General features: G+C 66.5%; 15 protein-coding genes. 8 read left to right on the plus strand and 7 right to left on the minus strand.

Annotation, left to right across the window (positions count from 1 at the left end):
- The first annotated feature begins 19 nt into the window (after window positions 1-19).
- Window positions 20-1,345: a GTP-binding protein gene (locus H7A87_RS01420; RefSeq protein WP_119129314.1), complete on the plus strand. Its 1,326-nt coding sequence runs from the start codon at window positions 20-22 to the stop codon at window positions 1,343-1,345.
- Between the two features lie 171 nt (window positions 1,346-1,516).
- On the opposite strand, the gene H7A87_RS20750 is transcribed toward H7A87_RS01420, so the two are convergent.
- From H7A87_RS20750 to H7A87_RS01430, 3 genes are all read right to left on the minus strand, one after another.
- Complete coding sequence (locus H7A87_RS20750; RefSeq protein ID WP_232087903.1) at window positions 1,517-1,681, minus strand: hypothetical protein; 165 nt, start codon at window positions 1,679-1,681, stop codon at window positions 1,517-1,519.
- A 12-nt stretch (window positions 1,682-1,693) separates the two neighbouring features.
- Window positions 1,694-2,779: a type III secretion system effector protein XopR gene (xopR, locus tag H7A87_RS20945; RefSeq protein ID WP_321186792.1), complete on the minus strand. Its 1,086-nt coding sequence runs from the start codon at window positions 2,777-2,779 to the stop codon at window positions 1,694-1,696.
- A gap of 67 nt (window positions 2,780-2,846) precedes the next feature.
- Window positions 2,847-3,722 (minus strand): EamA family transporter, encoded by an 876-nt coding sequence (locus tag H7A87_RS01430; RefSeq protein WP_180496854.1) that lies wholly within the window; start codon window positions 3,720-3,722, stop codon window positions 2,847-2,849.
- A gap of 66 nt (window positions 3,723-3,788) precedes the next feature.
- Between H7A87_RS01430 and H7A87_RS01435 the strand changes: the two genes are divergently transcribed.
- From H7A87_RS01435 to H7A87_RS01460, 6 genes are all read left to right on the plus strand, one after another.
- Window positions 3,789-4,451 (plus strand): alpha/beta hydrolase, encoded by a 663-nt coding sequence (locus H7A87_RS01435; protein WP_119129458.1) that lies wholly within the window; start codon window positions 3,789-3,791, stop codon window positions 4,449-4,451.
- Between the two features lie 78 nt (window positions 4,452-4,529).
- Window positions 4,530-5,624: a cell division protein ZapE gene (zapE, locus tag H7A87_RS01440; RefSeq protein ID WP_119129316.1), complete on the plus strand. Its 1,095-nt coding sequence runs from the start codon at window positions 4,530-4,532 to the stop codon at window positions 5,622-5,624.
- A gap of 2 nt (window positions 5,625-5,626) precedes the next feature.
- Window positions 5,627-6,307: a hypothetical protein gene (locus tag H7A87_RS01445; RefSeq protein ID WP_232087905.1), complete on the plus strand. Its 681-nt coding sequence runs from the start codon at window positions 5,627-5,629 to the stop codon at window positions 6,305-6,307.
- A 106-nt stretch (window positions 6,308-6,413) separates the two neighbouring features.
- Complete coding sequence (locus H7A87_RS01450) at window positions 6,414-6,875, plus strand: MarR family transcriptional regulator (RefSeq protein ID WP_104583930.1); 462 nt, start codon at window positions 6,414-6,416, stop codon at window positions 6,873-6,875.
- Window positions 6,876-6,979: 104 nt separating this feature from the next.
- Window positions 6,980-7,408: an organic hydroperoxide resistance protein gene (locus H7A87_RS01455; RefSeq protein WP_104583929.1), complete on the plus strand. Its 429-nt coding sequence runs from the start codon at window positions 6,980-6,982 to the stop codon at window positions 7,406-7,408.
- A 282-nt stretch (window positions 7,409-7,690) separates the two neighbouring features.
- Window positions 7,691-8,392 carry an alpha/beta fold hydrolase gene (locus tag H7A87_RS01460; protein ID WP_104649584.1) on the plus strand — a complete coding sequence of 234 codons (702 nt, stop codon included), beginning with the start codon at window positions 7,691-7,693 and terminating at the stop codon, window positions 8,390-8,392.
- A 258-nt stretch (window positions 8,393-8,650) separates the two neighbouring features.
- Here the strand turns inward: H7A87_RS01460 and H7A87_RS01465 are convergent, their stop codons facing one another.
- Window positions 8,651-9,517, minus strand: coding sequence for a DUF2884 family protein (locus H7A87_RS01465; protein WP_119129317.1), 867 nt, complete (start codon window positions 9,515-9,517; stop codon window positions 8,651-8,653).
- A 160-nt stretch (window positions 9,518-9,677) separates the two neighbouring features.
- On the opposite strand from H7A87_RS01465, the gene H7A87_RS01470 reads away from it, so the two are divergent.
- Window positions 9,678-10,088: a hypothetical protein gene (locus H7A87_RS01470; RefSeq protein ID WP_164739289.1), complete on the plus strand. Its 411-nt coding sequence runs from the start codon at window positions 9,678-9,680 to the stop codon at window positions 10,086-10,088.
- Window positions 10,089-10,149: 61 nt separating this feature from the next.
- Here the strand turns inward: H7A87_RS01470 and H7A87_RS01475 are convergent, their stop codons facing one another.
- The 3 genes from H7A87_RS01475 to H7A87_RS01485 all read right to left on the minus strand — a co-directional run bounded on the left by H7A87_RS01475 (window position 10,150) and on the right by H7A87_RS01485 (window position 12,504).
- Window positions 10,150-10,452, minus strand: a complete 303-nt coding sequence (locus H7A87_RS01475) for a hypothetical protein (RefSeq protein WP_104583925.1) — start codon at window positions 10,450-10,452, stop codon at window positions 10,150-10,152.
- Between the two features lie 143 nt (window positions 10,453-10,595).
- Window positions 10,596-11,399 carry a 2,5-didehydrogluconate reductase DkgB gene (gene dkgB / locus H7A87_RS01480; protein ID WP_119129319.1) on the minus strand — a complete coding sequence of 268 codons (804 nt, stop codon included), beginning with the start codon at window positions 11,397-11,399 and terminating at the stop codon, window positions 10,596-10,598.
- Window positions 11,400-11,475: 76 nt separating this feature from the next.
- Entirely contained in the window at window positions 11,476-12,504 is a 1,029-nt protein-coding gene (locus tag H7A87_RS01485) for an NADP-dependent oxidoreductase (RefSeq protein ID WP_119129320.1), read from the minus strand.
- Between the last annotated feature and the right edge of the window lie 56 nt (window positions 12,505-12,560).

Here is a 12,560-nt window from a genome sequence, read left to right on the forward strand (position 1 = left end):
CTCCAGCCAGGCTCTCAGGATGTCCCTGTCCCCCAAGCGCGATCCACGCCTCCCCGTCACCGTGTTGTCCGGCTTTCTTGGCGCGGGCAAGACCACCTTGCTCAATCGCCTCCTGCACAACCGCGACGGCCTGCGCGTGGCGGTGATCGTCAACGACATGAGCGAGATCAACATCGACGCGCAACTGGTGCGCGATGGCGGTGCGGCCTTGCGACGCACCGAAGAGACGCTGGTGGAATTCAGCAATGGCTGCATCTGCTGCACGTTGCGCGATGATCTGCTGCAGGAAGTGCGGCGGCTGGCCGAGCAGAAGCGCTACGACTATCTGCTGATCGAATCGACCGGCATTGCCGAACCGATGCCGGTGGCGGCCACCTTTGCGGTGCGCGATGCCGACGGCTTCAGCCTGGCCGATATCGCCCGGCTCGACACCATGGTGACGGTGGTGGACGGCAGCCGCTTCCTGCAGGATTTCGGCACGGCCGCCACGCTGGCCGAGCTCGGCCAGCAGGCCGGCCCGGACGATACCCGCGGGCTGGTGCAGTTGCTGGGCCAACAGGTGGAGTTCGCCGACGTGCTGGTGATCAGCAAGTGCGACCAGATCGACGCACGGCAGTTGCAACGCCTGCGCGCGGTGTTGCGTGCGCTCAATCGCGAGGCGGCGATCGTGGACGCCGTGCAGGGTCAGGTACCGCTGGAACAGTTGCTCGATACCGGCCGCTTCGATTTCACCCGTGCGCAGCTGGCACCGGGCTGGATGCAGGAACTGCGCGGCCAGCACACGCCGGAAACCGAGGAATACGGCATCAGCAGTTTCGTCTATCGCGCACGCCGGCCGTTCCATCCGCAGCGCTTTGCGCGGATGGTGCAGCGCGGGCTGCCGCAGGTGATTCGCAGCAAGGGCTTTTTCTGGCTGGCCAGCCGCATGGATTGGGTCGGCGAATTGTCCAGCGTCGGCGGCGCGACCCAGACCAATGCAGCCGGCTTCTGGTTTGCCGCACGCCACCGGGTGGATGCGCACGCCATCGGCGAGCCGCTGCAGACCAGCATCACGCCACTGCCGTATACCGATATCGGCTGGCAGCGTCAGCAGACGCAATGCTGGACCGCGCCATTGCCGCGCCTGCACGAAGTAGGCGATGCCGGCGAATACGCCGCGATGCAGCGGTTGTGGCACCCGTTGTGGGGCGACCGCCGCCAGGAGCTGGCGGTGATCGGCGTGGACATGGATGCGCCACGCACGCGCGCTGCGCTGGATGCCTGCCTGCTCAGCGACTACGAACTGCGCCAGGGCCCGGCGCAGTGGCAGCTGCTGGACGATCCGTTTCCGCACTGGGAGCGTTGATGGCGGGCTGGATTACGCTGTCGACATCCGTCGTTCGTTGTCTGGATGCGAACGGCTGCGGGCTTGCATCTCCGGTGTGGCGTGCAGATGCGCCGCTACGTGGCGACGCGTCGCATGCCTCACAGGCGGCAGCCGGGCAGCGCGCACGTGCAAGCAGCGCTGTCCGGACCCTCAGGAGTAGCCGTTGTCGATGGCCTCCTGATGGGCATCCCTTTCTTTCCTGACGGACTGCCGGCGCTCTTCGGCGGTGGTGGGGATGCCGGCCATCAGGCGTGGCGCTCCCAGCCTTTCCAACTGGTCGTCGGTGTTTTTGACGATCTGTTCCAACGCGAGCATGTTTCGGTAGCCCTACATCATGCGTTGCAGGCGCCGTATCTGGTCGTCGGGTGCGTCGCCTTTCTTCAGGGACTCCAGGCGTCGTTCCGCGCGCGCGTAGTTTTTGGCCAGGGCAGTTCTGTCGACGGATTTGCGCCGTGCCTTGAGGACTTCGCGGCGATTGTGCTGCATGACGTCCATCTGGACCATGGCCAGGCCGCTGGTCGTGGTCCGTGGTGCACGGATGTCTTCCATCGGTGCAAGCGCGACCAAGAGTGCATCGAACTGACTGTCGCGGACCTCATTGCGCCGGGCGATCAGGACCGCACGCGTCTCGAGCAGTTGTTGCTCCTCCGGAGTGGCCTCGCGGTCCTCGATGAACAGCTGTTTTTGAATGTCGCTGCACCGCTTGGTTATCTCGGCCAATTCCCGATCCAGGCTGCGCAAGGAGGGGGGCCTTCCGGGCTGGGGGCGTGGAGAGGACACCGACGATCGCGAGGGCTTGGGCGTGATCGGCACCGAATCCGACGCCGGCATGCCGTGCTGCGGCGGTGGCCCCTCGTCACGGCGCATTCTTTCGGGGACAGGCGCCTGCATTCTCGGATCGATGGGACGTTGCTGCCCGTGCAGCTGCTGCGCACGCGATGGCTTAGACGGAATCGAAACGGACGGCCTGGTGGGCGGCGCCTGCTGCGGTTGCGGCCACTGCTCCCGCTGATGATCCGTTCTATGGGGCATGGGTGGCTGCCGACGCTCATCGACGCGGGTTTGCTTCCCGTGCATCTGCTGCGTGCGACCGGGCGTCACCGGTGGCGTGCGTGCAGGTGGGCTCTCCACTGATTCAAGCGTCGGGGAGCCCATGCACGTCAACGGCAGCTGCTTGCGCAACGATGCCAGCGACCTACGCGCGGAAGCGAGCATGCCGCGATGCGAGTTCGGTGCGCCCTGTGCTGCGGCGGACTTGGGGGCTCGAGACAGCGGGTGCTGGGGTGAGGCGCCTGCAATCAACGGCGTCGTTTCGGTCGAGTTGGCGCTGTGCGGGTCCGGCGCGACACGAGGACGGCTGCCGAATAAGTGACTCAGGCGCATCACACACTCCCGTGGGTCATCTGCACGCATGATAGCCAGCGCTGCCGCGCCCTCGAGGCGAGTTGCGAACCGGAGTCGCGCCGGCCGAATGCCTTCGTCAGCCCAACCGCATCCCCCAGGCGATCGCCGCAATTGCCGGTGCCGCCAGCAACAGCCCCACCCATCCACGGCGGCCGATGTGCTCGCCAAACCCCAGTTTGCCGACGAGCGCTCCCAGGACGACCACGCCCAGGTTCATGCTGGCAAAGACGGTGGCCGGGCTATGCGGCAGCAGCTGATGGGCGCGCACGTAACACAGGATGTTGCCGAAGTTGAGCGCGCCGAGGAGTACGCCGGCGAGCAGGTTGCGCAAGCTCAGACCTGCGACACCGCCCCGGCGGATGCCTTGCAAGCCAAGCATCAGTACCCATGCCAGGGCAAAGCACAGCGTCAATGACGTCAACGACGGCGTGCCGGCCTGTGCAATGTGCTTGAGCAGCAGGTCGATCAGGGCAAAGCCCATCCACACGCCTGCCAGCCACGGCCAGCCGATGGAGGTCGGCGTTGCATCCGCAGCGGTGTGGTGACGTGGCCGTTGCAGAATGCAGACGATGGCCAGCAGGCCCAGCCCCAGTCCGGCCAGCTTCCAGGCATTGACCGGTTCACCGAAGAGCGTGAAGGCCGCCGCCAGCGAGAGCAGGAGCGAGAGCCGTTGTGCAATGTCGGTGCGTACGATGCCGGCGGTGGCGACCGCACGTGCCAGCAGCATGAAGATCGCAGGCAGCGCCACCGCCAATGCGAACAGTGCCAGCCAGGGCGTGGTCGGCGCGCGCAGCGTGTCCAGCGACGGATGCAGGGTCAGCCACGCCAGCAGCGCGGCAGTGGCGTAGTTCCAGGTGATCGCCTGCGCAGCGTCCAGGCGATAGCGCGGCAGCAGCTTGAGGACCACCGACACCAGGACACTGCAAACGACGGCAAACAACAGAAAATGCATGGGCAACGCAACGAAGTGTGCAGGCAGGGCGATGAACGCGGCCGGCGGGGCGGCTATTATGACGGTATGTCCAATCCCTTATTCCCCACCGAATCGGCTGCGTTGACGCTGGATGGGCCGGTCGGCCCGCTGGATGTCGCGGTCGATCTGCCCGAGCCGGATGCCGCCGTGCAACCGGTCACCGCCATCGTCTGCCACCCGCTCTCCACCGAGGGCGGCAGCATGCACAACAAGGTCGTCACCATGGCGGCGCGCGCGCTGCGCGAGCTGGGGATCACCGTGGTGCGCTTCAATTTCCGCAGTGTCGGCAATTCGGCCGGTGCGTTCGACCATGGCGATGGCGAGCAGGACGACCTGCGCGCGGTCGCCGCGTGGGTGCGCAGCCAGCGCCCGGGCGACACGCTGTGGCTGGCCGGTTTCAGCTTCGGTGCCTATGTGTCGTTGCGTGCTGCCGGCTCGCTCGAGCCGCAGGTGCTGATCTCGATCGCGCCGCCGGCCGGGCGCTGGGATTTCAGCGACGTGCAGCCGCCGGCGCACTGGCTGGTGATCCAGGGCGATGCCGACGAAATCGTCGACCCGCAGGCGGTGTACGACTGGTTGGAAACCCTGGAGCAGCGGCCCGCACTGGTCCGCATGCCCGACACCAGCCACTTTTTCCACCGCAAGTTGATCGACCTGCGCGGTGCGATCCAGCATGGTGTCCGGCGCTGGTTGCCGGCCGCCGTCTGACTGCGGCAGGGCCCATGCGTATCGCCCGGCGATGCGCCGTTGAGCGGGCAAGGCAGCAGCCGGCCCGCGGAGAACACGATGAGTGAGATGACCCCGTCGCAGCGCTACGCCGCCGGCGTACAACGCGGCGACTGGCGCGCCGACCCCGCGCAGCAGGCGGCCCTGGCGGAACTGGACCGCATCCACGAGGTACTGGTGGACAGCGCGCAGGACGGCTGGCTGGACCGGCTGTCGGCGTTCTGGAAGAAGCCCGAGCCGGTGCGCGGTCTGTATTTCTGGGGTGGGGTGGGGCGCGGCAAGACCTTTCTGGTCGACCTGTTCTACGACGGTCTGCCGATCAAGCAGAAATACCGCACGCATTTCCATCGCTTCATGCGCGGGGTGCACGAGCAATTGCGCGAGCACGCCGGGCAGAGCGATCCGCTGGCCAAGATCGCGCAGCAGTGGCGGGAGAATCTGCGCGTGCTGGTGCTGGACGAATTCTTCGTCACCGACATCGGCGATGCAATGCTGCTGGCGCGCCTGCTGGAACGCCTGTTCGCCGAAGGCGTGACCCTGGTGACCACCTCCAACACCGCGCCGGAAAACCTCTACGCCAACGGCCTGCAACGCGACAGCTTCATGCCGGCGATCGGCCTGCTGCAGAAGTTCTGCGTGGAACTCTATGCCGAAGGCACCGAAGATTACCGCATGCGCGCGCTGACGCGCTCGCCGGTGTATCGCGCGCCGCTGGATGCGCAGGCCGACGCGTGGCTGCTGCAGCGCTGGGGCGAACTGAGCGGAAATTCCGAGGCGCGCAGCGGCAACATCGAAATCGAGGCACGCAAGATTGCCGTGCGTGCGCGCGGCAAGAGCATCGCCTGGTTCGATTTTGCCGCGCTGTGCGAGGGCCCGCGCGGCCCGGGCGACTATATCGAGATCGCGCGTGAGTTCACCACCGTGTTGCTGGGCGGCATCCCGCACTTCGACCGCATGAACGAGGACGCCGCGCGCCGCTTCGTCAATCTGATCGACGAGTTGTACGACCGCCATGTCAACCTGGTCTGCACCGCGCAGGACGCCCCGCCGGCGTTGTATAGCGGCCAGCGCCTGGCCGGCGCATTCGAGCGCACCGCCTCGCGCCTGATCGAGATGCAGAGCGCCGACTATCTGGCCACCGCGCATCGCGCATAGATATGCAGGCGCGCCCCGGCCCCGGACTCCACAAGATCGTCGTTGCCGACGAAGACCGCGGCCTGGGCCAGTTCGGCGGCGGTGCCTGGTTGCACGATGCGGCGCGATGGCCAACGGATCCAGCGACCGGGCAGCCGATGCTGCCCATCGTCATGCTTACCGGGTCGTTCCTGCCCACGCCGTATCTGCCCGAGGAGATGGCGCTGACCGTCTTCGCCTCAATCGAACGACCTGGCGGCGGTCACAGCCGATCGTCGCTCCGCAGGCTCACCGTCAATCAGCAAGGTGAATGCGACAAGCTCGCACTGGGCCACAGCAAGGTGCTGCTGCATCGACGTGCCGCGCAGGAGGTGTGCGTCGGTGACGGTGCGTTGTTGCTGGGGCGTCATTGGATCGGTCTGCAGCCATTCAATGACGACGACATGGCCGAAGAACTGGAAGACGACGACAACGGCGCAGGGATGAGCAAGCAACTTGGGCGACCGTGTTGGGTGCACGATCCCATCCATACGAGCCCGCGCTACTACTTCCTTGCCCAGTTTGTAGAGTCGCAATTACGCCGCGTCGATCCCGGCTACGCCGGCCTGTTCGGTGATGGCACCGGTTATCTGTTTGCAGACCAGCGTGCCAGGAAGCTGGGCGACGGCGCTGGGGCGGGGCATTTCTTCATCCAGTTCACCTGAGCCGTGGCTCAAGGTGGTGGCGCGGCAGTGGCGCAGCCGCTTACCCGCAGGAACGGCACGCCGGAAATCGCTTGCTATTAAATAGCGTGCGATGTAGATTGTAGGCATGGACACCGCCACAGCCCCCACCGCCCGGACCGACGCGCTGCTACAGCTCGACAACCAGCTGTGCTTTGCGCTGTATTCGGCCAACCTGGCGATGCACAAGCTCTACCGTGGGCTGCTCAAGACGCTGGACCTGACCTATCCGCAATATCTGGTGCTGCTGGTGCTGTGGGAAACCGACGGCCGCAGCGTGTCGGAGATCGGCGAGCGCCTGTTCCTGGACTCGGCCACGCTGACCCCGCTGCTCAAGCGGCTGCAGGCCGCCGGACTGGTCACCCGCACGCGCGCTGCCAGCGACGAGCGTCAGGTGATCATCGCGCTGACCGATAGCGGCCGCGCGCTGCGCGCCAAGGCCGGCGCAGTACCCGAGCAGGTCTTCTGTGCCTCGGCGTGTTCCCTGGAGGAATTGCGTCACCTCAAGCAGCAGCTGGAGACATTACGCTCCAACCTCGGCGCGGGGTAAGGCGAGCCAGCAGTGCCTACGTACCATGCAACATGTCGCACACGATTCAATCGCCAACTACTCATTCACATCACGCGCTGACAGCGCTCACCTGGAGAACCACCATGGCTGTACTTGAAAAAGTCCTCTACACCGCCCACGCCACTGCCACCGGTGGCCGCGAAGGCCGCGCCGTGTCTTCCGACAAGGCCCTGGACGCCAAGCTGTCCACCCCGCGCGAGCTTGGCGGCGCCGGCGGCGATGGCACCAACCCGGAGCAGCTGTTCGCTGCCGGCTACGCTGCCTGCTTCATCGGCGCGATGAAGGCTGTCGCGGCCCAGGACAAGCTCAAGCTGCCGGGCGAAGTGAGCATCGACAGCAGCGTCGGCATCGGCCAGATTCCGGGCGGCTTCGGCATTGCCGTGGAACTGCGCATCGCAGTGCCGGGCATGGATCAGGCCGAACTGCAGGCGCTGGTCGACAAGGCCCACCAGGTCTGCCCGTACTCCAACGCGACCCGCGGCAACATCGACGTCACCCTGACCCTGGCCTGATCCACGCCAGCATCGCCACCCGCGCCATGGGGTGGCGCCAGAAACGGCCCGGCGCATGCGTCGGGCCGTTTTGTTGCAGCAGCGCAGCGCTGCTGCGCAGAACCACCGGCGACCGGCGTCGCCGACAGCGCAACCTGGCACGCCTGCGGGACGAGACGCCATAGCAGTCGATGCGACGCGCATCTGGATGCGCATGCATGTGCTGGTGATGTGCATCGCCGCGCGGCACACTGTTGCGATGACAGTGCCTGTTTCTGCGCCCTCGATCGGACGCTGCTGCGCATGAGCGCGACGCGTCCCACCTTGTTGCTGCTTCCCGGTCTGCTCAACGATGCGCAGTTGTGGCACGCCCAGCGCGCGGCACTGGCCGACGTTGCCGACTGCGTGGTCGGCGACCTCACCCGGGGCGAAAGCATGCGCGCGCTGGCAACGCAGCTGCTGGTGCAGATGCCGCCGCGCTTTGCATTGGCGGGGTTTTCGCTGGGTGGCTATGTCGCGCAGGAAATCCTGCGTATCGCCCCTGAGCGCGTCGAGCGGCTGGCGTTGCTGGATACCTCTGCACGTGCCGATTCGCCCGAGCGCGCGGCACAACGGCGCGCGCAGGAAGCGAGCGTGCGTGGCGCCAGTGCCTTCCACGGATTCGGCGAACGGCTGCTGCGGCACTATGTGCACCCCTCGCGCTGGCACGACGAGGCCTTGCTGGAACGGGTGCGTGGCATGACCCAGCGTCTGGGCGTGGAGGTATTCCTGCGGCAGAACCGGCTGGAGCGGGAGGACGGCCGCGCACTGCTGCGCGCCTATGCCGGCCCGCTGTTGGTGCTGTGCGGTCAGGACGATGCGATCACTCCGCCTGCATTGCACGAGGAAATGGCCGCACTGGCAGCACACGCGCGGCTGGTAACGGTGCCTGCCTGCGGGCATCTGTCGCCACTGGAGCAGCCGCAGGCGGTATCGGATGCGCTGCGCCACTGGTTGCTCACCTGACGCTGCGGCAGCCGAGCTGACGCAACCACGCCTGTGGCCGTGCGACCGCCCTGCGGCAGAGGGTATCAACCAGCGCGGACTGAGCCAGCTCCAGACCAGCGGTTCTGGCAAGACCATCAACGCGCCGTTGGCTGATACGTGATGCATGCATGCACCATGTCATGCGCACTCACCGCAACCGGACAGCCGACGCGAGCCAGTGTGCTGCGAGAACCGATTTGCAGGTACGCCCATGCCGCCTGCACTGCATCGCCGCTGTCAGTGCGCCGCCGTCACCACGACGCTGTTGGACGCCGGTACATCGGATTGATCGTTCTGCCGGTGCGTGTCGAGTTCCAGCATCTGCAGCCGCTCGCCCTGGAAGCGATATTCCAGCGCCTGCTGCAGCCCATACAGTGCCTGCGCCTGCGTGCACAGCGTCCGTGCCTGCGCTTCCAGCGCCTGACTGCGTGCCTGCATCTGCTGCTCCATGCGTGCGTCCAGTTGTTCGCCGCGCTGCTCCAGCTGCGCAGTGCGTCCGGTCATCACCGTCCACATGACGCTGCGGGTCAGGCTGCCGGCCAGGTCGTCGGCAGCGCGTTCGACACTGGCTTCGAACCGTTCGTCGAACAGTGCCTGTTCCCAGCGCCCACGCCCCAGCGTGGCATCGACCTGCGCAAGCGCGGTGCCGCGCAGGCGCTCGACCTTGCGCTCCTGGCGCGTACTGTCGGTGAGCATCTGCACCACCCCGGCCAGTGCGTCGAAGCTGATGTCGACCACCGAGCGGGCAATGGCGGTCACGGCCGGCATCAAGGCGCGGGCACCTTGCTCGAGGTCGCGCAGGCGTTGCGCATCGGCAGCGCTGACCGGTTGTGGCTGGCGGTCGATGTTGAGCTCGCCACCGTGGAAGAAAATCTCCCGCGGTATGCCTTGCTTGCGACGCAGCCAGATGCCGCCGCTGTCGGCCAGCACGTCGTAGGAGGTCCTGACATCGCACTGCTCGGCGGACACCTGCGGCTTGGCGGCTGTGGCCTGTGCGCTACAGGCCGCCAGCAGCAGGAGCGGGGCCAGGACGGTGGGCAAGCGCATGACGATGCCTGGGAGCGGGGATGCGGCAGCATGGCGTGCGGCTGCGCGCCTTGCCATGGGCAGGAAGTCAGGGTGCCGCGGCGCCGGCCGGAGTAGATGCCGCACCGCGTGAGCGGGGTCGAGCGTCGGCGCGCCGACATCTTTCAAACGTTTGGCTCACTCGATACTCACGGTGTATGGTGTGAATTATGTTGCACAGCAGCATCGGAGCTCAGCAATGCGCGACTCACGCATCGACAAGGTTGATCTGGCACTCACCGAGATTGCCAAGGACCCATCGGAGAAGGTGGCGCTCTGGCAGTGGGCGTGCCGCGAGATGCTGCACGAGACGCTGATCGGCATGCACCAGCTCTCGCACCTGGCCGGCATTTCCCAGCAGGTTGCCAACGACTGGCGCGCACCGGTGGACGTGATTGCACCGGAAAAGCCGTACCTGGCCGCCTCCGCACTGGCCGACCGCCGTCTGCCGCAGGTGCTCGATGGCCTGGGCAATACCCACGACGACAATGCCCGCGCCACGCTGTGGCGGTTGCGCTATGCCAGCCTGATCGCCGCCACGCTGCAGGGCATGCAGGCACTGGCCGACAAGCACCGCATCGATCGCCAGGCGATGGCGCTGGGGCAGTGAGCTGAGGCGCTGCGCGGCCGCACGGGCTGCGCAGTGGTCGCGTTAGGTCAGGACGCTCGCTTCAATGCCGGACGGCGGCTTCTTCCAGATGGCGCCACGCATGCCGCACGATCCAGCGCGCCTGGTCCCAGGGCACCGACAGCATCGGTCGATAGTGGTAATAGCCGTCCTGCAGCACGCGGTACAGCTGTGCTTCGGTCGCGCGCGGATAGGCCAGATAGATGTCGTAGCCGAGCGTCAGTAACCGGGCGTAATCGGCAAAGGCATAGCCACCCAGATGGCCTTCGGCGTGGACATTGCGCCAGTAGGCGATCTCTGTATCGAGATTGACGGTGCGGCGGGTCAAGACGGATGCGCTGTGCATGGGTAGGACTCCGTTGCCGAGGCTACCCCCTGTGCCTGGCACCGTAGCAGCGCCTGCCGTGTGCAACCAGCACGCGACGACGAGCGGTCGCCGCGGTGGCGGGGCCACGGGCCGGACAGCGCCGACCCGTGGCAGCCGGGACCTCAATCCCAGTCGGGTGCGATGGCCTTCGGATTGGCCAGGCGCTGGCCGCGGTCCAGGGCGGCGATCTCGGTCATGTCCTGCTCGCTCAACCGCAGCGTTTGCGCCTTGAGATTGCTTTCGAGATTGTCGCGCTTGGTCGAGGACGGAATCACCGAATACCCCTGCTGCAAGGCCCAGGCCAGCGTGACCTGCGCCGCAGTGGCGTCGTGGCGCGCAGCGATTGCCTGGATCACCGGATCCTTCAGCACCTCGCCCACGGCCAGTGTCATGTACGAGGTGACATGGATACCCTGCTCGCGCAAGAACGCGATCAGGGTGCGGTTCTGCAGATACGGATGCACTTCGATCTGATTGGTGGCGATGGCATCGGCCCCCAGGATCTCGATGGCCTGCCTGATCAGCGCGATGGTGAAGTTGGACACACCGATCGCACGGGTCAGGCCCTGCTTCCGAGCCTCGTTCAAGGCTTCCAGATACTCGCGCATCGGAACCTGATCCTTCGGCGAAGGCCAGTGGATCAGGGTCAGATCGACATGGTCGGTGCCCAGTTTGCGCAGGCTGTCCTGCAGGCTGGGCAGCAAGGCGCTGCGTTCGAACTTGTCGACCCAGATCTTGGTGGTCAGGTACAGCTGGTCGCGCGGCAGCCCGGAGGCGGCGATGGCCTGGCCAACCTGCTCTTCGTTGTCGTAGATCTGCGCGGTATCGATGGCGCGGTAGCCCAACGCCAGTGCGTTGCGCACCGAGTCGATGACGACCTGGTCCTTGAGGCGAAAGGTGCCGAGGCCGAATGCGGGGACTGTCATTGTGTTCCTTTGGTAATCGGGAATGGGGAATGGGAAATCGTAAAAGCGGGGAACGTATCCGGCGCTGCGAGTCGAGCTAGTCGAGGGCAACGACGGCCTTGCCGAAGTTCTCGCCGCGCAGCAGGCTGATCAGGCCCTGCGGGGCGCTGTCCAGGCCGTGCAGGACGTGTTCGCGGTACTGGATCTGGCCCTCGCGCAGCCACTGGCCCATCTCGCGCAGGAAGGCAGGCATCAGGCGGATGAAATCGTGCTGGATGAAGCCGCGCACGGTCAGCCGCTTGCGCAGCACCTGGCCCATGAACTCCGGCAGGCGATCCGGCCCCGGCGAGACCTGGCCGCGGCTGTTGTAGGTGGCGATCACGCCGCAGACCGGGATGCGCGCGAAGTCGTTCAATTGCGGCAGTACCGCGTCGAAGACCTTGCCACCGACATTCTCGAAGTAGACGTCGATCCCGTCCGGGGTGGCCGCGCGCAGCTGCTCGGCGAAGTCGTCGGCGCGGTGGTCCAGTGCCACGTCCACGCGCAGCACCTCGCGCAGGTACCGCACCTTTTCCTCGCCACCGGCAATGGCCACCACGCGCAGGCCCTGCAGGCGCGCCAGCTGGGCCACGGTGGCGCCGACCGGCCCGCTGGCCGCCGCCACCACCAGGGTTTCGCCGGCCTGCGGCTTGCCGATTTCGTGCAGGCCGGCGTAGGCGGTGAAGCCGGGCATGCCGTATACGCCCAGCGCGGTGCTGGGCGGCAGGGCATCGTCCTTGGGTAGCTTGCGCAGCGGCGTGGTGGGCGTGAGCAGGCTATGGCTCTGCCAACCGCCGGGCAGCACCAGCAGGTCGCCGGGCTGATAGCCGGCATGGTGCGATTCGAGCACCTCGCCGACGGTGCCGCCTTCCATCACCGCGTCGATCTCCACCGGTGCGGCGTAGGACGGGCCGTCGTCCATGCGTCCGCGCATGTACGGGTCCAGCGACAGGAAGCGATTGCGCACCAGGATCTGTTCGTGCCCGGTGGGCGGCAGGGCAACCTCTTCAATGCGGAAATTGTCGGCGTTCGGCCCGCCGTGCGGGCGTGAGGCCAGCACGATGCGGCGGTTGGTGATCGATGTCATGGGGATTCCTTGCGGAAAGGGCCGCGCGTACGCGGCCGGAAGGCACAGCCGCGCTG

Source organism: Xanthomonas sp. CPBF 426, assembly GCF_903989465.1.
In the GTDB taxonomy this organism is placed as follows: domain Bacteria; phylum Pseudomonadota; class Gammaproteobacteria; order Xanthomonadales; family Xanthomonadaceae; genus Xanthomonas; species Xanthomonas euroxanthea.

Coding starts and splice junctions, on each gene's coding strand:
- H7A87_RS20750 (WP_232087903.1), bottom strand. CDS start 1,681: ATGCTCGCGTTGGAACAGATCGTCAAAAACACCGACGACCAGTTGGAA.
- H7A87_RS01475 (WP_104583925.1), bottom strand. CDS start 10,452: ATGCACAGCGCATCCGTCTTGACCCGCCGCACCGTCAATCTCGATACA.
- zapE (WP_119129316.1), top strand. CDS start 4,530: ATGAGTGAGATGACCCCGTCGCAGCGCTACGCCGCCGGCGTACAACGC.
- H7A87_RS01445 (WP_232087905.1), top strand. CDS start 5,627: ATGCAGGCGCGCCCCGGCCCCGGACTCCACAAGATCGTCGTTGCCGAC.
- H7A87_RS01470 (WP_164739289.1), top strand. CDS start 9,678: ATGCGCGACTCACGCATCGACAAGGTTGATCTGGCACTCACCGAGATT.
- H7A87_RS01455 (WP_104583929.1), top strand. CDS start 6,980: ATGGCTGTACTTGAAAAAGTCCTCTACACCGCCCACGCCACTGCCACC.
- xopR (WP_321186792.1), bottom strand. CDS start 2,779: ATGCGTGCAGATGACCCACGGGAGTGTGTGATGCGCCTGAGTCACTTA.
- H7A87_RS01435 (WP_119129458.1), top strand. CDS start 3,789: ATGTCCAATCCCTTATTCCCCACCGAATCGGCTGCGTTGACGCTGGAT.
- H7A87_RS01450 (WP_104583930.1), top strand. CDS start 6,414: ATGGACACCGCCACAGCCCCCACCGCCCGGACCGACGCGCTGCTACAG.
- H7A87_RS01460 (WP_104649584.1), top strand. CDS start 7,691: ATGAGCGCGACGCGTCCCACCTTGTTGCTGCTTCCCGGTCTGCTCAAC.
- dkgB (WP_119129319.1), bottom strand. CDS start 11,399: ATGACAGTCCCCGCATTCGGCCTCGGCACCTTTCGCCTCAAGGACCAG.
- H7A87_RS01430 (WP_180496854.1), bottom strand. CDS start 3,722: ATGCATTTTCTGTTGTTTGCCGTCGTTTGCAGTGTCCTGGTGTCGGTG.
- H7A87_RS01485 (WP_119129320.1), bottom strand. CDS start 12,504: ATGACATCGATCACCAACCGCCGCATCGTGCTGGCCTCACGCCCGCAC.
- H7A87_RS01420 (WP_119129314.1), top strand. CDS start 20: ATGTCCCTGTCCCCCAAGCGCGATCCACGCCTCCCCGTCACCGTGTTG.
- H7A87_RS01465 (WP_119129317.1), bottom strand. CDS start 9,517: ATGGCAAGGCGCGCAGCCGCACGCCATGCTGCCGCATCCCCGCTCCCA.